The organism is Janthinobacterium sp. RA13, from assembly GCF_000745325.1.
Taxonomy (GTDB): domain Bacteria; phylum Pseudomonadota; class Gammaproteobacteria; order Burkholderiales; family Burkholderiaceae_D; genus Janthinobacterium; species Janthinobacterium rivuli.
In genome coordinates this window covers 6,090,241-6,108,132 of sequence record NZ_JQNP01000001.1, presented here as the reverse complement: position 1 = coordinate 6,108,132, position 17,892 = coordinate 6,090,241, and the positions used below count along the sequence as shown (strand labels likewise).

Sequence of the window (17,892 nt, the reverse complement as noted above, 5' to 3'; positions counted from 1 at the left end):
GAGTTTTGTTAATCATCAATGCAGGGTCGGCGCGGCGGAGCCGGCCGGTGCAGGGGTAATCGTTCCCGGCACAACAAAAGCGTCGAATGCACGCTTCATGTCGAGCACGAAGGGATCGCTGGCAATGGTTTCTTCCGCTTGCAGCTGGCACGCCTCGCGGTGGGCCTGCGCTTCCGCGCTGGCCGTGTACCAGACGGCGCCCAGTTCCGTGTCTACGTTGACCTTGCGGCCGAAACGCTCGCTGAGCACGGCCGCCAGTTTTTCCACGTTGGCCGGACTGCGCCACGTGTCGATCGGCACGCGCAGGCGGAAGGTGGTGCTGTGGCCGTCGTGCAGGCATTCGATCAGCTCGGCCTGCACGGCCAATTGCTGGGCTATGCCGCGCAGGGGCAGCACGGCAGCGACGGCCGGCCAGTTGCCGTCCCAGTCCAGGCCCGGCACGGGCGTGATCACATACGGTCCGCTGGGCGCGGCTTGCTTGGCGGCGCGCTGCGGCATGATGACGGCCGGCTGCTCGCTGCTTTGCGCGGCGGGCGCCGACACGGCGGCCGAAGCGCTGTCGTCGGAAAATTCGGTGACCCACGGCGGCAAGTCGTCGTCGGCCGGCACCTGCTGTGGCGGCGGTGCGGCAGGACGTGCCTGCTGGACGGGAGCCTCCATCACGGCGACCGGTGGCGCATCGTCCCACGGCGCAGGTGCTTTCGCGGCGGCGGGCGGTGGTGGCGGCGGCGCGGCCTGGACGGGTGCAGCCGGGGCTGGCGCAGCGGCGACAGGTTCCGCTGCAGGTGCCGGTGCGGCTGGCTTGGGCGCCGACGATGGCGCCGATGGCGCGCTGCCCGGACGGCCTTTCGAGGCGGCGCGGGCCGCTTCCAGCGCCGCATTGATGGCGGCGCGGGCGGAACTGATCGGAGCGCCCGAGGTTGCCGGGGCCGCCGCAGCGGGAGCAGCGGCAGGCGGCGGCACTGCTGCTGGCGCCGGGGCGGCTACCGGTGCCGGTGCCGGTGCAGCCGCGCGTGGCGGCGGCGCTTCGCTGCGCGCCATGCTGGCGGCAGCGGCTGCGACCACGGCGGGCGGGGTCACGGCCGCGTGGCTGGCCACGCTGTTCGTGGCGGCGCGGGCTGCCGGTGCGGATGCCCCTGCCGCAGCGCGCGCGGCGGCCACGGCAGCGGGACGGTTGCCCGGTACCGATGTTGGTGCTGCGGCCGGCACGCCATCGGCGCCGCCTATGCCGGGCCGAAAGGCCAGCATGCGCAGCAAGGTCATGGTAAAGCCCGCATATTCGTCGGGCGCCAGGCCTAGTTCATTGCGGCCATGCACGGCGATCTGATAAAACAGCTGCACTTCTTCCGCGTCAAACGCGGCGGCCAAACGCACGATATCCGCGTATTCCGGCAAATCCTGCGGCAAGGCGGCGGGCACGGTTTGCGCCAGTGCAATACGATGCAGCAAGGTGCCCAAATCCTGCAAGGCGCCGTTATACGACAGGCTGCGCGAAGCCATCTCGTCAGCCACGGCCAGCAAATCGGCGCCATCCTGCTGCGCCAGCGCGTCGAGCAGGCGCACCAGGTAAGACTGGTCGAGCGCGCCCAGCATGCCTTGCACGGCGTCGAGCGTCACTTCGCCGGCCGCATACGCGATGGCCTGGTCCGTCAAGGACAGCGCGTCGCGCATGGAACCGTGGGCGCCCTGGGCCAGCAGGCGCAAGGCCGGCTGTTCAAAGGCGATGCCCTCTTGTCCCAGGATATTGTCCAGGTGGCTGATGATGTGGCCGGGCGGCATCTGCTTGAGGTTGAACTGCAGGCAGCGCGACAGCACGGTGACGGGAATCTTTTGCGGGTCCGTCGTGGCCAGGATGAACTTGACGTGCTCGGGCGGTTCTTCCAGGGTTTTGAGCATGGAATTGAACGCGTGGTTCGTCAGCATGTGCACCTCATCGATCATATAGACCTTGAAGCGCGCATTGCTTGGCGCATACACGGCTTGCTCGAGCAGCTGCGCCATTTCATCGACGCCGCGGTTCGACGCCGCATCCATCTCTATATAGTCGACAAAGCGTCCCGCATCGATCGCCGTGCACGCTTCGCACACGCCGCAAGGCTGGGCCGTGATGCCGCCCGTGCCATCGGGGCCGATGCAATTGAGCGACTTGGCCAGGATGCGCGACAGGGTCGTCTTGCCGACGCCGCGCGTGCCCGTGAACAGATAGGCGTGATGCAATCGGCCGCTGTGCAAGGCATGCGTGAGCGCGCGCACGACGTGCTCCTGGCCGACGAGCGTCTCGAAATTCTTGGGGCGGTATTTACGGGCGAGGACTTGATAGGACATGCTGAGATTTTACCATGCGATTTTGCGGGTGATCCTGCGCGGCGGGCGCAAGCCTCATGGCCGGGCCATTCCAATATGGCAAACGCGGCAAAGCAGCAATTGTATAACATGGCCACGTAGAAACAGGGAAAACACGGCAAGCCCGGCAGTGCTGCGGGCCGGCAGGAAAACGGGGCCGTAAAAGCAAAAAAGCTGCCCATGGCAGCTTGATTGTTGATCCTGATAAAACATTCCCGAAGGAGGCGAGCCTGATCTGCGGCACTCATGGTTAATAGCCGTGGCTGCTTCGTTCCCGACCTGACCAGGTTAGCCATGCCACGATGCGCAGGGGCCCGCCGGGGATAATTATAACCGACCTGCGCAAGATTGGGGAAGCAAGCTGAAATCCGGGGTCAGACCCCCGGTCAAGTTGGCAATGACCTTTGCGTCAGCGGTGTTGAGGGTCTGACCCCAGCCGTTCTACAGCCCCAGCTCTTGCCAGATCCCATCCACCTTCGCCTTCACTTCCGGCGTCATGGCAATCGTCGTGCCCCACTCGCGCGTTGTTTCGCCCGGCCATTTATTCGTCGCATCGATGCCCATCTTGCTGCCCAGGCCGCTGACCGGCGAGGCGAAGTCCAGGTAATCGATCGGCGTGTTGTCGACCAGGGTCGTGTCGCGAATCGGGTCGACCCGCGTGGTGATGGCCCAGATGACTTCTTTCCAGTCGCGGATATTCACATCTTCGTCGACCACGACGATGAACTTGGTATACATGAACTGGCGCAGGAAGCTCCACACGCCGAACATCACGCGCTTGGCGTGGCCCGCGTACTGTTTCTTGATCTGCACCACGGCCATGCGGTAGCTGCAGCCTTCGGGCGGCAGATAGAAGTCCGTGATTTCGCTGAACTGCTTTTGCAGCAGCGGCACGAACACTTCGTTCAGCGCCAGGCCCAGCACGGCCGGCTCGTCCGGCGGCTTGCCTGTATACGTGGAGTGATAGATCGGATCGCGGCGCATGGTGATGCGGTCGATGGTAAACACGGGGAAACTGTCCTGCTCATTATAGTAGCCCGTGTGGTCGCCATACGGCCCTTCCAGCGCATGCTCGTAGCCGCTCGGATGGTTTTCATCCGGATAGATATGGCCTTCGAGCACGATCTCGGCCGACGCGGGCACGCGCAGCTCGCTGCCAATCGCTTTTACCAATTCGGTGCGGCTGCCGCGCAGCAAGCCGGCGAACTGGTATTCGGACAGGCTGTCCGGCACCGGCGTGACGGCCCCTAATATAGTAGCGGGATCGGCACCGAGCGCGACGGCGATCGGATACGGCTTGCCCTTGCTTTGAATCGCGTGCTCGCGGAAGTCCAGCGCCCCGCCCCGGTGCGCCAGCCAGCGCATGATGACTTTATTACGCCCCAATACCTGCTGGCGGTAGATGCCCAGGTTTTGCCGCTTCTTGTTCGGGCCCTTGGTGATCACCAGGCCCCAGGTGATCAGAGGGGCGACGTCGCCAGGCCAGCAATGCTGGATCGGCAGGCGCGCCAGGTCGACGTCGTTCCCCTCCCAGACGATTTCCTGGCACTTCGCGCCGCGTAACTCTTTTGGCGACATATCCCACACGGATTTCACCAGCGAGCCCAGGCCAAGCAGATCCTTGAAATCCTTCGGCGGTTCCGGTTCCTTCAGGCGCGCCAGCACATGGCCGATCTTGCGCAGCTCGCTCACATCTTCCGCGCCCATGCCCAGGGCCACGCGGCGCGTGGTGCCGAACAGATTGCCCAGCACCGGCATGGCGTATCCCGTTGGATTGTTGAACAGCAAGGCCGGCCCGCCTGCGCGCAAGGTGCGGTCGCAAACTTCCGTCATCTCCAAAATCGGTGAAATGGGGGTCGAAATGGGCTTAAGTTCACCCATTTGTTGCAGTTGAGAAATAAAATCTCGCAAATCTGAATATTTCATGTGTTTTTAATTTTTTTTGACGTCGGACGCCGTTGCTGAAGGATCTATGCCAAGTAATTGATTTTATTGGCTTTTGGCACAATGCAAGTCAAAAAGTAAGACATAAAAGTAATAAAGAAACGATTCGTTAGTATTGACTTGATATAAAACGGCTTCTACAATTCGCCCAACTTGAAAGAGCACGCCGGCCCAGAGCTTGATTTTAGCGTTTCTCTTTCATTCACGGAGTCGGGGCTCCACATGACATTTTAAGGAGTGTTTTCAAAAGGCGTCTGCCTTACCCCCGGTAAAAGTTGTATTGCGACTGATCCAATACCAAAACGGGACCGATCAGCTCAAGCAAGCAATGACGGCGTTTCTCGCACGCATCCATACGCGGCGGAAACGATGATATTTCTGATGCACGGCATTGGCAGTACCCACAACACCGCGACACCGCGGAGGGACTGCCTGTTGACGCGACATTTCGGGGAACTCTATGACTCATCGTAGCACTGAAGCAGCATTGCCTGCTTCAACCATGGCTGGCCAGCCAGCGTTGGCGCGTTTGCGCGCCCGCGCACAAGCCATTTCGGCACGTGGCGTTTTGACCACGGCACAACACACACTGACAGTGTTCGGCATTTCCGCCCTGGCACTGATCGCCCTGCTGATGTTCCGCCCTGACCTGGGCAAGCAACTGACGCACAGCCTGTTCCCGCTGCCGATGGCAGAGGCACAAGCCGTTGAAGCGCCGGCCCTGTCGGCACTGATGGAAGCGCCTGCTTCCGTGCAAACGGCCGCCGCCAGCGACGCGCCGCTGAGCAAGGAAGAAAAAGCCTTGCTGGGCACGCAAAAGCAGCAGCAATGGGTCACCAACTGGCTCTCCAAGCGCTACCGCGTGGCCAACGACGCGACCAATATGCTCGTCTCGACGGCTTACCTGACGGCCCGTGAAATCAAGCTGGACCCGCTGCTGATCCTGGCCGTGATGGCCATCGAATCGGGCTTGAATCCATTCGCGGAAAGCCCCGTCGGCGCGCAAGGCTTGATGCAAGTCATGTCGAAAGTGCACCATGAGCGCTTCCAGGAAATGGGCGGTGTGCAAGCAGCCTTGAACCCGGTCGCCAACATCCGCGTCGGCTCCCTGATCCTGAAAGACTACGTCACGCGTGGCGGTTCCGTCGAAGCGGGCCTCAAAACCTACGTGGGCGCCGCCAACTTCGCCACCGACTCGGGCTACGGCTCGCGCGTGCTGGCTGAATACCGCCGCCTGAAACAAGTGTCCGCCGGCCAGCGCGTGCCGACCACGACGCCGGTGATGGCATCGAACACGCCAGCGCCAGCCAAGGCCCCTGCAGCGGAAAGCGGCATCACCATCAAAGTACTGCCTCACAACGAGATCGCCGGCCTGTGACCCTTTAAAAGCCCTCACAGGGGCATCCAAAAAGCAGCACTCGAAAATAGCACCCAATGAAAAAGCCACCGCACGCAAGTGCCGGTGGCTTTTTTACTGCCCTGCGGCAACAGCCGCAGAAACTACTTACTCGATCACTTGCGCTTGTTGGCGTTGACTTCTTCCTCGCGGAATTTCACTGCCAGCTTGTCGAGCACGCCGTTCACATACTTATGGCCGTCGATACCGCCAAACGACTTGGCCAGCTCGACCGCTTCGTTGATGACGACGCGGTACGGAATTTCCATGTTGTTCTTCAACTCGAAAGCGCCGATCAGCAGGATGCCGTGTTCGATCGGCGACAGTTCGGCGATATTGCGGTCGATCAATGGTGCCATGCTTTCGCGCAGCGCCAGCGAATCCTTGATGGCGCCGTACAGCAGCACCGTGAAATGATCGCCATCGGCCTTGTCGAAACCGTGGGCCGCGCGAATATTGTTCACGACGGTAGTCGCGTCTTCATTGTTCAGCAGCCACTGGTACAAGCCCTGCAGCGCAAACTCGCGCGCGCGGTGACGCGGCGTGCGGTTTTTGCTGGGATTGGCGAGCAAATTTTTCTCAGTCATGATTGTTACCTGTTTTTAAGTACTTGTTCATTACAAATTCCGACGAGACACTGCGGCACGCTTTTAGGCAGCGCAGCCGCAATTCAAGCGTGCGTGAGAAGGATGTCAGGGCAAGGCGCGAGGCCGAAGACAGTACGAAAGTACGGCGAGGCCTTGCAACGCAGCCATGGCATTCTTATCACACGCGCTTAATCTTCGTCGGTGTCCTGCAACTCTTCTAGCGCTTGCGCCAGATTGGCCATTTCCACTGCCACGCGTGCCGCTTCGGCTCCCTTGACCAGCATGCGCACTTCCGCCTGCTCGTCGTTTTCGGTCGTCAACACTGCGTTGGCGATGGGGATGCCGTAATCGAGACCGACGCGCGTGATGCCCGCGCCCGATTCGTTCGATACCAGCTCGAAGTGGTAGGTTTCACCGCGAATCACGGCGCCCAGTGCGATCAGGGCGTCGAATTGCTCGGTTTCCGCCATTTTTTGCAGAATCAGTGGGATTTCCAGGGCGCCCGGCACGGTCACGTGCAGGATATCTTCATCGGCCACGCCCAGCTTGCTCAACTCTTCCAGGCATGCCGACAGCAAGCCACCACCGACGATTTCATTGAATCGTGCCTGGACGATACCGACGCGCAAACCTTCGCCGGCAAAATTGGTTTCGTATGCTCCTACGGTCATCATATGCCTCTTTATAAGTGATCAACGGCGGCGCCATGCGCCAGGCTGCTGAATAGTGTTAATTAATTACTGCTGGCCAGGATGGCACTGAAAACCTGTTACTTCGAGGTCGAAACCGGCCATCGACGGCATTTTGCGGGGGCTGGCCAGCAATTGCATCTTGCTCACGCCCAGGTCGCGCAGAATTTGCGCGCCGATGCCGTAGCTGCGCAAGTCCATGCTGGCGGCGCGACCTTTCGGCTTGGCTTGCGGCGTGTCCAGGGCGGCGAACTGGGCAAACAGCTCGCTCGACGTCTCGCCACAGTTCAGCAAGACCATCACACCCCGCTCGGCCTGCTTGATGGCGGCCATCGAAGCGGCCACCGTCCACGAGTGGGTGGTCGCTTCGCTTTCCAGCACGTCCAGCAGGGAAACGGGCTGATGCACGCGCACCAGCGCTTCCAGGCCAGGGGCCAAATCGCCATGCACGAGAGCCAGGTGGGCCGACGCGCTAGGCTTGTCGCGGAAGGCGATCAGGCGGAATTCGCCGTGCGCCGTGTGCAGGGTGCGCTCGGCAACGCGCTCGACCAGGGATTCCGTCTGGCTGCGGTAATGGATCAGGTCGGCAATCGTGCCGATTTTCAGGCCATGTTGCTCGGCAAACACCAGCAAGTCCGGCAGGCGCGCCATGGTGCCGTCGTCCTTCATGATTTCGCAAATCACGGACGCGGGCGTCAGGCCGGCCATGGCCGTCAGGTCGCAACCGGCTTCCGTATGGCCTGCGCGCATCAGCACGCCGCCTTTTTGCGCTTTCAGCGGGAAGATATGGCCGGGCTGGACGATATCGCTGGGCTGCGTGCCCTTGGCCACGGCCACCTGGATGGTCTTGGCGCGGTCGGCGGCGGAAATGCCCGTCGTTACGCCTTCGGCCGCTTCGATGGACACAGTAAAGTTGGTGCCGTAGGCAGTGCCGTTGCGCGACGTCATCATCGACAGGTTCAGCTCGTCGCAACGCTCTTCCGTCAAGGTCAGGCAGACGAGGCCACGCGCATGCGTGATCATGAAATTGATGGCTTCAGGCGTCACGAAATCGGCGGCAAGCACCAGATCGCCTTCATTTTCCCGGTCTTCTTCATCGACCAGTATCACCATGCGGCCGGCGCGTAATTCAGCGACGATCTCTTCGGTGCTTGATATAGACATTGTTCATCCTCTTATGACGCCTGGCCAAACCTGCTGCGCGACGGTTTTGCCGGGCGTTGTTAGTGAAACTAAAAACTGCAACATCAAGTGCGAATATTCCTCAGATTTCCGGGAATTTTCTTATAACCTGCTATTTTAAAGGATTTAGCGCTTGCAGACCTGAAATAAGACAGCTTTGCGGCACGGATGCCGCAGTCTGCATCACAAAGCGCCGCTTCGCCGATCCTGCGCACACGGCGGAGGCAAGGCGCGCGCCGCCGGCCTTGCAAAGAGCATAAGATCAGCCAGTCACCGCCACGGCGCTGATACCCCACTCGCAGCGACACCCCACACAGGAGCGGCAATATGAAAACCAACGGATCGGCCATCTGGTCAGGCGGCATCAAGGATGGCAAGGGCGCCATCAGCACGCGCAGCGGTGCCTTGCAGGAATATCCCTACGGCTTTGCCAGCCGCTTCGAAGGCAAGCCCGGCACGAATCCCGAGGAATTGATCGGCGCCGCGCATGCGGGCTGCTTCACCATGGCCCTGTCGCTGATCCTCGGTGAAGCGGGCCTGACGGCGGAAAAGATGGAAACGACGGCCGAAGTCACCCTCGACAAGGTGGACGACGGTTTCGCCATCACGGCCGTCCATTTGATTCTGAAAGCGAAGATCCCCGGCGCCGACCAGGCGAAGTTCGATGAATTGACGGCCAAGGCCAAGGCCGGCTGCCCCGTGTCGAAGCTGCTGAAAGCCAACATTACCCTGGAAGCGACCCTGCTGCCCTAGATTTTCGTCACGGGTTTGACGGGCTCCACAGGGGCCACCGGCGCCACCAGCGGCAGGCGCGAGTCGCTAGCCGGCAATGGCCGGTTCATCAAGCCGGGGTTCAAGGCTGCATTGTTCAGGTTATAGGCGGCGATGGCTGCCGCCACGGACGGATCTTGCGACGAAGGCGGCGGCACGGCCATGCCCGCGTTTTGTGCAGCCAGCTCTTGCGCCTGGGCATTTTTCTGGGCCAGCTGGGCTTGCGCCGTCGCCAGGCCCGCATCGGCTTGCCCCTGCGCCGCGCGCGCCAGCGACTGCGCCCGGTCACTGGCCGCCTGGGCCGCTAGCTGCGCGTCGCTGGCGGCCAGCTGCGCCCGCGCCGCATCATCCGCCGCCGCTTGCGCCCGCTGCTGCAAGCCCTGCTGCTGCACTTGTCCCTGGCGCAGCTCGTCCACCCGTTCTGCGTCCTGCTGCTGCGCCTGTTGATCGGTATTGATGCGTTCGCTATCCAGCAGTTCGGCCTCCAGGCGCTGAGTATTGACGCGCTGATTGTCCGCGCGCTGCGTCTGCAGCAGTTCCGCTGCATCGGCGGCTTGCGCCGAAGGCTGGGGCCGCAGCTCCTGCAAGTCCAGGTTCAGCTCTTCCGCTTCCAGTTGCTGCTGCAGTTCCAGCTGCCGCTGCGCAATGGCGATCGTCTGCGGCGGCGCCTCGTCGACGACCTGCGGCTGCGCGGCTTGCGCGGCATTGGACGGCAGTGCTTCACCCGTCAAATCCGCTTCGACACTGGCCGCTAGCGGCGAGCCCTGCTGCCGGGCCAGCACGGCGCCCACCTGCGCCAGCACGTCCGTTCCCTGTTGCAAGGCGTCCAGGGTGGCATTGCTGTCGGCCGCATACGCGGCCTGCAACGTTATCGCATCGACATCTTCATTGCGCAGATCGATGCCGATGCGGGCCAGTTGCGCTTGCGTGAGCAGACTGCCGTCCTGCGCCAGCGCGGCGGCCGCATCCATCGTGCCATCGCCCGCCAGCAAATCGTAGCGCTGCGCCAGGCTGCCCGGCGTGTCGCCGGCCGTCGCCAGCTGGCTGGCATCGATGCCGCTCGTTTGCAGCTGGGCGAACGATTCCGTCAGCTGCCGCGCCAGCGCCAGCAAGTCGTCATTGACATTCACGGGGGTATTGGCGGCCCTGGCGTCCTCCGTGGCGCCCTGCAGGGCCAGCAGTTGCCGGCGCGACAAGGCTACGCCGGACAGGAACTGGCCCAGCGGGGAGATATCGACCTGGGTCGATGACAGGATGGCAAGGGCCGCCGCCGCGCCGGAGGACGGCACGGGCTGCGCGGGTGCCAGCGGAACCGTCTCGCCCACGCGGGACGTGGCCGGGATGGTGTTGGGCACAGTTGCGCGCGAAATCGGGTCCATGGCTAGCCTCCACTGCGGAAAGCTTCATAGTATGCGCGTCTGCAAGAAAAGCAACACACGCTTGGCAGGGCGCAAAGGCCGGCAGGTGTGTTGCTCTTTTCAGCTACCGTGTCAGGCGGCAGCCTTGTCCAGCGACAACATGCGCTCGACATAGCGGGCGATCAGGTCGATTTCCAGGTTGACCTTGCCATCGACCGTCAAGTGTTTCAAGGTCGTCATGGCGATCGTGTGCGGAATCAGGTTGATCGAGAAGCGGCAGCCGTTGACGGCGCCCGCGCCCAGGTCTTCCACTCTGTTGACGGTCAGGGACACGCCATTGACGACGACGGAACCTTTGAAGGCCAGGTATTTCGCCAGTTCGTGCGGCGCCTCAATCACCAGCTCCCACGATTCGCCCACGGCTTCGAACTTGCGCACGATACCCAGGCCGTCGACGTGGCCGGAGACCAGGTGGCCGCCCAGGCGCTCGGCCAGGGTCAGGGCTTTTTCCAGGTTCACTTCCGTGGTGGTATCGAGACCCACGGTGCAATTGAGGCTTTCGCGCGAGACATCGACGGCAAAGCCCGTGTCCGATTTTTCCACCACCGTCATGCAGGCGCCATTGATGGCGATCGAGTCGCCCAGGGCCACATCGGCCAGCGGCAAGCCGCCCGCATGGATGTTCAGACGCACGCCTGCGTCGAGGCCGCCGTCGAGTGCTTGCACGGTTTCAATCTTGCCGATGGCGGCAACAATTCCTGTAAACATGAACTAACCCTATAAAAGTGTGAAGTATTAATTGCGCTGGGCGAATCTTGCAAGGATACGCACATCTTCGCCCACTTGCTGAACCTGGTGAAATTGCAAAGTGCGCTGCTGCTTGATATCCGTCAAGGCGGGCAAGGCAAACATGCCTTGCGCGTCGCCCAGCAGGGTGGGCGCCAAGTAGACCAGCAGCTCGTCGACGCAGCCTTCGCGGATCAGCGAGCCGTTCAGTTTGGCGCCGGCCTCGACGTGGACTTCATTGCATTGCCGGCGTCCCAGTTCCAGCATCAGCGCGGCCAGATCAACCTTGCCGTCCCCGTTCGGCAGCAGGATGACTTCCGCGCCCAGGGCGCGCAGCTGCGCTTCCTTTTCCGGATTGGCAACGGCCGCCACGATCCACGTGCCGCCGCCCTGCAAGATGCGCGCGTCGAGGCTGATGTCGAGCCGGCTGTCGACGACGATGCGGCGCGGCTGGCGCGGCGTCTCGACGGCGCGCACGTTCAGTTGCGGATCGTCCGCCTTGACCGTGCCGATACCCGTCAGGATGGCGCAGGCGCGCGCGCGCCACGCGTGGCCATCGGCGCGCGCTGCGGGCCCCGTGATCCACTGGCTTTGGCCATTGTGCAAGGCCGTCATGCCGTCCAGGCTGGCAGCCGTTTTCATGCGCACCCACGGCTTGCCACGCTGCATGCGCGAAAAGAAGCCGATATTCATTTCATAGGCCTCGTCGGCCAGCACATCCGTGGTGACGGCGATGCCGGCCGCCTGCAGCTTGGCCAGCCCCTGTCCCGCCACCAGCGGGTTCGGATCCGTCATGGCGGCCACGACGCGGCCCAGTCCCGCGCGCACGAGCGCATCGGAGCATGGCGGCGTGCGGCCGTGATGGTTGCACGGCTCCAGGGTGACATAGGCGGTGGCGCCGCGCACGTCGTTGCCGCGCGCCGCCGCATTGGCCAGCGCTTGCACCTCGGCATGATCCTGCCCGGCCGCCTGCGTCACGCCGGCGCCGATCACCTGGCCATCCTTGACGATGACGCAGCCGATGCGGGGATTGGGCGAGGTCGTGTACAAACCGCGCGCCGCCCATTCCAGCGCCAGGCGCATGCCATCGATATCGTTGAGTATTTCCACGGGCTTCTTTGCTTGAAGGTGAGTAATTGATAAGTCGTGCTACGAACTGTCGGCCACGCCGCTGCAATTGGCCGCCTGCTGCTGCGGATCGCACACGCGCACCCTGCCCAGCATATTGATTTTAATATGCCGCACCTGCTTTCCCAAAGCCAGGGACAAGGTACCCCAGCGCGCCGCCAGGCTATTGGTCGCGCTGCAACTGCGTCCTGCGCCATTGTAGGCGATATAAAACGGCGCCGTGGCCGACGAAAACACAAACTGGGCCGTGATCCCCTCCGACAGCGGTCCCTGGCGGAACAGCAATTCGTCATCGCCATCGAACACGAGGTTGGCATTGCGGTCAACGAAGATCAGCCAGCCCGTGCGCCAGTCCGTGCCACCGGACCCGGCCGGCATCAGCAGCACGCGCTGCCCGCGCGCCATCGCCTGCGCCCGCGTCAGTTCGATGGCCGAGAACAAGTCGGTCGCCGCCGCGCGCACCTGCTGGCGCGCCAGCAGGTGCTGCAAGCTGGGCATGGCAGCGGCCGCCAGCAGCGCGGCAATCGCCAGCACGGCCAGCAATTCGAGCATGGTGTGCCCGAGGGTGCGGCCGAGGGTGCGCCCGAATTTGTGCCTGCTCCTCGGTAGCCGCTTGCACATGGCCATGGCCTAGGGCCAGCAATGGCTGGCGGGGCCGCTGCTGCCGCGCTGGCCCGTGCTGCTGAACGACAGGACACCGCAATCGGCATCCTGGAACTGCGCATCAACCTTGGACGTGCCCGGCATGGCGCGCAACAGTACGCATTGCCCGATCGTCAGGCCGGGACAGGCCAGCGCCTCGATTTCATACGCGCTGCCAGCCGCGCCCCCTTCGCCCGACCACCATGGGAATTGCTGCGACTGCTGCGCCGGCGACGCCGAGGAAAAGGCCAGATAGCGGTTATTTTGCGAGTAATAGCGCTCCTGCTGCTGCATCAGGCGCAGCAGGGCCGCCTGCCCCTGCACCCGTTTGGCACGCACGACGTGACCATGATAAGCGGGCACAGCCAGCGCCAGCAGCAGGCTCATGATCGCCAGCGCGGACAGCAGCTCGATCAGGCTGAAGCCCTGCGGGTTGGCAGCAGGAGTTCCACCGTTTGCAGCGAACCCATTCCGCCTTGCCAGCGTCCCCATGCGATCTCCCTCTTTCCCAAAAAGCGCCAGCCGGTACGATGCGCGTGCCTTGCCTGGGCCTATTTTTTCTTGGCCGCCTCGTGCAATTCGCGCCAGTTCGCCACTTCGCGCCAGCTCAGGCGCCGGGCCGGCAGCGGCGCGCTGACGACCTTGAGCCCCGCAACGCTGGCCGCGCCGGGCAAGCCAGGCTGCAGCACGGCCAGTTCCTTGCGCCCCTCGGCCCGCCCGGTGGCCGTCGCGGCACCCACCGTGCTGTTCAGCTCCAGCGCCAGCGGCGGCGCGCGCGCCAGGCCATCGAACAAGCGTCCCGTCTGCTCGCCCGCCTGCACGACACCGGCGCCATCGGCGGCAAAGCCGCTCAGCACGTCGAGCACGTACAGGCGCGTGGCCGGCCTGGCGCAAGGGTCGCGCCCCGGCAGGACGGTGTTGAACAGCACCTTGCCGGCGGCCAATACGGGACTGCTGATGCTGCGTTCGCCCGTCTGCGCGGTGTCCATAAAATCGAGGTACCAGCCGCGCATGGCGTCGCTGCCCGTATAGCGCAGCTCGGCGCCGTCGACGCGCACGCCACCGGCCGCCGCACCCAGGCTGCGCTGTTCCAGGTCGGCCCGGCTGCGCGTGGGCGAACTTGCCCGCACATCGTCGTGAACGGCGTAAAACGACTGCGACAGGAAGGCGGCGGGCCAGGTATCGGCCGCTTCGACCAGCTTGCCCGTGCCGAACAGCAGCAGATAGCCGCCACCGGGCGCGTACGCCACGCTCACCGGCTGCGTCACGGGCTGGCGCCGGCCCTGGGTATCGCGCGCAACAAAGACCAGTTTGCGTCCCTGTCCGTCCTTCCACGGCGGCCCTCCAGCCATGTCGAGGCGCCAGATATTGCCCTGCAAATCGCCCACATACAGATAAGCCAGCGCGCCATCGCTGCCGGGCACCACGGCGGGCGGGCCCAGCGCGTGGGGGGCGGCATCGGCGCCCGTATCCGTATCATGGCCGCTATCACCACCGCCACCGCTGGCCACAGGCACCTTGAGGCGGAAGTAATTACTTCCCAACGTCCATGGCGTGCCGGGCGCCTTGTCCAGCGCCAGCAGGAAGATGGCGGCCGCCGCGGCGGGCGCCGTCGTGTCCTTGCCGTCGTTGACATGGTTGTTGTAGCCGCTGGCGACGATGGCAAAGTCGCGGTAGGCCGGCGCCCCCTCCTTGCCGCCCATGTTGATGCGGGCAAACGCGGGCGGCGCGCGCACGTTGCCCATCAGCCTGTCGTCGCGGTCCGTAAACTCCCACAGTGCCCCGTCTTGCGCGAAGCGGGCCGGATCGGTGATGTCGAGCGCAAACACGCCCTGCGCCCCGCCGCCCATGCCCGACACCAGCACCGTCTTCCAGCGCCCCAGCGCGAGCACTTCCGCCGTGGCTGCCGCGCCGTCGAGCAGCGGGCCGGGGCTGTAGTGAGTGCTCGCAGCGGCTGGAGCAAGGTGCAGCAACGCCTGCGGCAGATAGGCAAACAATTCGCTGCCCGTGCGCGCATCGAAGGCATGCAGCAAACCGTCGTTGGCGCCAAGGTAGAGCATTTTGCGCCGCTGCAGCAGCGCCTGGCGGTGCAAGCCATAGCCGGCGCCCGGCATGCCCAGTCCGGGCGCGCCCACGTACAGCAAATTGCCGTAGGCTGCCGCCCCCAGGCTGCCTGACCTGCGCCGCAGAAAACCGCCCGGCTGGCCCACCTCGTGCGTGCGCTGGCCCAGCAGGTACGCCAGGCGTACATCCCCTTGACCATCACCGCCATCGAATGCGCCGCGCTGTTCCGCATCGAGCCGCTTCCAGGCCAGCGGCATCAGGGCGCCCTTGGCGTCGGGCGTATAGACGGGACGCAAGGACGCGGGCGTGCCATCCGGCACGGGCTTCTCTTGTCCGCCAGCGGTCCACGATGGCTTGCCGGGAAGCAGTGCCCCATCGGCCCCCACGGCAAACGCGGTGCGCGACAAGGTCATGCCGCCATCGGCCAGGCGCAGCTGCGTCTGGAACCAGTATGCCTCTTCCGTCCCGCTGGCCAGCGCCATCAGGGCCGGCCCGGCGAGCGTCGCCGGCAAGGTAGCCTTGTCGGCGGCAGCAAAGGCCGCGCGCAGTCCCGCGATCAGGGCGACCGGATCGCTGCCGGGCAAATAATGGGCGGGCCAGCGGCCATCCAGGCTCCATTCATCGAACGCGCTGCCAGTTGCGCTCTTGAATGGGTTGGCGTCGCCGTTCGCATCGAGAAAACCGCCATATTTGGCCGCCAGCAGCAAGGGTGTGGTGACGGGAGTGGCGGCAGATTCGCCCGCCGGGTCGCCCTGGCGCAAGTCGCCCGCGTAATGCTCGACCTTGGCAACGCCGTCGTTCTTGCCGGGACGCAGGGCCCGCACATGCGACCAGTAGGCCAGGCCTGCCGCATGGTAGCTGGCGCCGCCCGCCCCTTCGGCCAGCCATTCCAGTGCAGCCAGGTCGGGCCGTGGCGCGGGATTGCCCTGCGCGCCGCCGCTTTCCAGGCTGCCCACCGCATGCGTCCAGGCCATCGCATCGAACGGCGGCGGCGCAAAGCCATCGGCGGCGCGGGCGCGGTCGCCGCTTGATGCGGGAGTGTGCGGGACATTGCCGGGCACGTAACGGTCGCCCGCCATGCCCGCATCGCCGAGACTGACGACGACATGGCGCTGGCAACTGGCCGTTTGCGGGTCGCTCCACGCAATCACGACCGGCAAGCCGTCATTGATGGCAGGCGGGGCCGTGGCGGGTGGCACGACGGCGCTTGCTTGCCGCCCCTGCAGGTAACGCAGCGATTCGTACAGCAATTCGGCCAGTGGCGCCGCGCTGGCGTACGCGCCGGGATGCCCGGCATTGCCGCGGCCCAGACCATTGATGTAAGCGGTCACCCCGCCGCCAGGGCCGGCGCTCTGGGACGCATACACACCGGTGGCGGGATTCCATTCGGCACCGGCATTGTCTTGCGGCATAAAGTCGGGCGCCGTCCAGCGCTGCGTGCCCACGTGGCCCAATGGCGCGCGCAGCACGCCGCCATACACGGGGCCGGCGCCGGAGCTCACGCCGTTCAAATGGCCAAACACGCCCACGCGCACCCTGCCGCCATGGCGCTGCACGGCGCCGACCGGCTTGTAGTTCTTGCCGTACGCGAGGCATAAATCGTCGCGCAGCGGTCCTTCTTCCGCGTCGCAGACGCGCACGCGCGCGAGGAACACGCCGTGCGTGGCAGCAACGCCGGGCGCGTCGCAATTGCCGCCCGGAGGCAAGCTGGCATCGCCGAACAGCAGGCGGTTACGGCAGGAAACGATGGCCAGTTGCGGCAGCGCAAACGGTGTCGCCGCCGCCACGCCTTTCTGCAGAACCTTGCGCGGGAAAAAGACGGGGTGGGCAAAGAAGTCGATAGGGCTGTCGGCATCGGGCAGGTAGGCGCGCTGCAGCACCGTCTTGCGCACCTCGTCGATGACGCGGTCGCCGCCCGTCAGCGCATAGCGGACGAGGTCGAGCATGCTGGTGCTGGCCCAATTGAGAAAGTTGCCGCTAAAACTGTCGCCGCCGCAGCCGTGCAGCGCATCGGCCGGCTTCAGCACGGAGAAGTAAGCGGTCGCTACGCGCAAGTCCGGCAGCATGGCGCCGTCCTTGCTGCGGTAAGGATAGCTGTAGCACATGCGCGCATGGAAGTACCCTGCGTACTCGCGCTGCGGTGCATACTCGCCGCCATGCGCGGCAGCGACCGCCGCATGCGTGAAGGACAGGTTGAGCAGCAGATTCGGCGGGACCCTGGCGCCGTACAAGCCCGCGTCGGCCCGTGTCAGCACCACAGGAGGGGCAGCTGCGGCAAAGGCGCCGCCGCAAACGAGGAAAAACCAGCCGAGCAATAGCCAGGCAAACGACAAAGCCCTCATGGCCCCGCTCCCGCCGCTTGCTTGCGGTAATAACTTTGCAGCACGACTTGCGTGCTTTCCTGCGCGCCAAAACCGATGGCCGTGATGCGGTACACATAGCTTTCCGCCACCAGGCCACCAGCGACCGCCGTGGCCTGCGCGCCGGGCGGATGAAACGGCAGCAGTTCAATCAGGTAGCGGGGCCGGCGCGATGGCAGGAAGCCCTGCCCCGTCTGCATGACGGCGCCCGTAAACTGGCCATACGGCACCGTGCGGCTACCCGCTTCGGCGCCATCGAGGTCCGTACTTAACCAGAGCGCCGGAGCGTCCGGGACTGCTGGCAGACACAGGCCCAGCGCGCCTGCCTCGCCGCAGCCGTCCGCGAACCCGGCCGCGCTGCCTGGCGCGAAGAGGCTGCTGCGCCCGGGCGCACCGGGCAAGCCTTCGATATCGTTCTGCGCATCCATCAATGCTTCCTCCGCCGCCTGAAACGCGATCTGCCGGTCGCGCTCGCCGCGTGCCGCCTTTTCGCCCTGCAAGGCCATCTGCGCCGCCGATATGCCCAGCAGCAAAATGATCACCAGCAGGCACAGCACATATACGAGCGTGGCGCCACCGCAGCGCGCACAAGATGCGCAACAAGGTAGGCAACGGCGGACGCCCGCGTCGGCCATCGCGTCG

Annotated in this window: 14 protein-coding genes and 1 other RNA gene; 2 read left to right on the top strand and 13 right to left on the bottom strand. The window is 64.4% G+C overall.

The features are described from left to right. Positions 1–15 precede the first annotated feature (15 nt). The 3 genes from dnaX to ubiD form a co-directional block, all read right to left on the bottom strand. Complete coding sequence (gene dnaX / locus FG13_RS27125; protein WP_035826122.1) at positions 16–2,325, bottom strand: DNA polymerase III subunit gamma/tau; 2,310 nt, start codon at positions 2,323–2,325, stop codon at positions 16–18. Between the two features lie 238 nt (positions 2,326–2,563). Beyond that, positions 2,564–2,662: signal recognition particle sRNA small type (ffs, locus tag FG13_RS29770), an RNA gene on the bottom strand. Positions 2,663–2,784: 122 nt separating this feature from the next. Beyond that, positions 2,785–4,269: a 4-hydroxy-3-polyprenylbenzoate decarboxylase gene (gene ubiD / locus FG13_RS27120; RefSeq protein WP_035826120.1), complete on the bottom strand. Its 1,485-nt coding sequence runs from the start codon at positions 4,267–4,269 to the stop codon at positions 2,785–2,787. A gap of 478 nt (positions 4,270–4,747) precedes the next feature. On the opposite strand from ubiD, the gene FG13_RS27115 reads away from it, so the two are divergent. Then, positions 4,748–5,665 (top strand): transglycosylase SLT domain-containing protein, encoded by a 918-nt coding sequence (locus FG13_RS27115; protein WP_051959491.1) that lies wholly within the window; start codon positions 4,748–4,750, stop codon positions 5,663–5,665. Between the two features lie 134 nt (positions 5,666–5,799). Here the strand turns inward: FG13_RS27115 and nusB are convergent, their stop codons facing one another. From nusB to ribBA, 3 genes are all read right to left on the bottom strand, one after another. After that, a complete protein-coding gene (gene nusB, locus FG13_RS27110; RefSeq protein WP_034759129.1) occupies positions 5,800–6,270 on the bottom strand; it encodes a transcription antitermination factor NusB in 471 nt (156 codons plus the stop codon). A 188-nt stretch (positions 6,271–6,458) separates the two neighbouring features. Then, a complete protein-coding gene (gene ribH, locus FG13_RS27105; RefSeq protein WP_034759563.1) occupies positions 6,459–6,941 on the bottom strand; it encodes a 6,7-dimethyl-8-ribityllumazine synthase in 483 nt (160 codons plus the stop codon). Positions 6,942–7,007: 66 nt separating this feature from the next. Beyond that, complete coding sequence (gene ribBA, locus FG13_RS27100) at positions 7,008–8,123, bottom strand: bifunctional 3,4-dihydroxy-2-butanone-4-phosphate synthase/GTP cyclohydrolase II (protein ID WP_035826115.1); 1,116 nt, start codon at positions 8,121–8,123, stop codon at positions 7,008–7,010. A 345-nt stretch (positions 8,124–8,468) separates the two neighbouring features. Between ribBA and FG13_RS27095 the strand changes: the two genes are divergently transcribed. Further along, on the top strand, positions 8,469–8,894 hold the full coding sequence (locus tag FG13_RS27095; protein ID WP_035826112.1) for an OsmC family protein: 426 nt from the start codon (positions 8,469–8,471) through the stop codon (positions 8,892–8,894). Here FG13_RS27095 and FG13_RS27090 read toward each other — a convergent pair. From FG13_RS27090 to FG13_RS27060, 7 genes are all read right to left on the bottom strand, one after another. Beyond that, complete coding sequence (locus FG13_RS27090; RefSeq protein ID WP_035826110.1) at positions 8,891–10,291, bottom strand: hypothetical protein; 1,401 nt, start codon at positions 10,289–10,291, stop codon at positions 8,891–8,893. The genes FG13_RS27095 and FG13_RS27090 overlap by 4 nt on opposite strands. A 111-nt stretch (positions 10,292–10,402) precedes the next feature. After that, entirely contained in the window at positions 10,403–11,038 is a 636-nt protein-coding gene (locus FG13_RS27085) for a riboflavin synthase (protein WP_035826106.1), read from the bottom strand. A gap of 27 nt (positions 11,039–11,065) precedes the next feature. Continuing rightward, complete coding sequence (ribD, locus tag FG13_RS27080) at positions 11,066–12,166, bottom strand: bifunctional diaminohydroxyphosphoribosylaminopyrimidine deaminase/5-amino-6-(5-phosphoribosylamino)uracil reductase RibD (RefSeq protein WP_035826103.1); 1,101 nt, start codon at positions 12,164–12,166, stop codon at positions 11,066–11,068. A gap of 39 nt (positions 12,167–12,205) precedes the next feature. Further along, on the bottom strand, positions 12,206–12,736 hold the full coding sequence (locus FG13_RS27075) for a GspH/FimT family protein (RefSeq protein WP_035826100.1): 531 nt from the start codon (positions 12,734–12,736) through the stop codon (positions 12,206–12,208). Positions 12,737–12,814: 78 nt separating this feature from the next. Next, a complete protein-coding gene (locus FG13_RS27070) occupies positions 12,815–13,318 on the bottom strand; it encodes a type IV pilin protein (RefSeq protein WP_051959490.1) in 504 nt (167 codons plus the stop codon). A 59-nt stretch (positions 13,319–13,377) separates the two neighbouring features. Beyond that, positions 13,378–17,232, bottom strand: a complete 3,855-nt coding sequence (locus FG13_RS27065) for a pilus assembly protein (RefSeq protein ID WP_081922737.1) — start codon at positions 17,230–17,232, stop codon at positions 13,378–13,380. Next, positions 17,229–17,885: a pilus assembly PilX family protein gene (locus tag FG13_RS27060; protein ID WP_051959489.1), complete on the bottom strand. Its 657-nt coding sequence runs from the start codon at positions 17,883–17,885 to the stop codon at positions 17,229–17,231. Before FG13_RS27060 ends, FG13_RS27065 begins: the two co-directional genes overlap by 4 nt. Positions 17,886–17,892 lie beyond the last annotated feature (7 nt).

Bases quoted from the DNA above. Each gene is read 5' to 3' on its own strand.
- ribH (WP_034759563.1), bottom strand. From the start codon at position 6,941: ATGACCGTAGGAGCATACGAAACCAATTTTGCCGGCGAAGGTTTGCGC.
- dnaX (WP_035826122.1), bottom strand. From the start codon at position 2,325: ATGTCCTATCAAGTCCTCGCCCGTAAATACCGCCCCAAGAATTTCGAG.
- FG13_RS27060 (WP_051959489.1), bottom strand. From the start codon at position 17,885: ATGGCCGACGCGGGCGTCCGCCGTTGCCTACCTTGTTGCGCATCTTGT.
- FG13_RS27075 (WP_035826100.1), bottom strand. From the start codon at position 12,736: ATGCTCGAATTGCTGGCCGTGCTGGCGATTGCCGCGCTGCTGGCGGCC.
- ribBA (WP_035826115.1), bottom strand. From the start codon at position 8,123: ATGTCTATATCAAGCACCGAAGAGATCGTCGCTGAATTACGCGCCGGC.
- FG13_RS27065 (WP_081922737.1), bottom strand. From the start codon at position 17,232: ATGAGGGCTTTGTCGTTTGCCTGGCTATTGCTCGGCTGGTTTTTCCTC.
- ubiD (WP_035826120.1), bottom strand. From the start codon at position 4,269: ATGAAATATTCAGATTTGCGAGATTTTATTTCTCAACTGCAACAAATG.
- FG13_RS27085 (WP_035826106.1), bottom strand. From the start codon at position 11,038: ATGTTTACAGGAATTGTTGCCGCCATCGGCAAGATTGAAACCGTGCAA.
- FG13_RS27115 (WP_051959491.1), top strand. From the start codon at position 4,748: ATGACTCATCGTAGCACTGAAGCAGCATTGCCTGCTTCAACCATGGCT.
- FG13_RS27095 (WP_035826112.1), top strand. From the start codon at position 8,469: ATGAAAACCAACGGATCGGCCATCTGGTCAGGCGGCATCAAGGATGGC.
- nusB (WP_034759129.1), bottom strand. From the start codon at position 6,270: ATGACTGAGAAAAATTTGCTCGCCAATCCCAGCAAAAACCGCACGCCG.
- FG13_RS27070 (WP_051959490.1), bottom strand. From the start codon at position 13,318: ATGGGGACGCTGGCAAGGCGGAATGGGTTCGCTGCAAACGGTGGAACT.
- FG13_RS27090 (WP_035826110.1), bottom strand. From the start codon at position 10,291: ATGGACCCGATTTCGCGCGCAACTGTGCCCAACACCATCCCGGCCACG.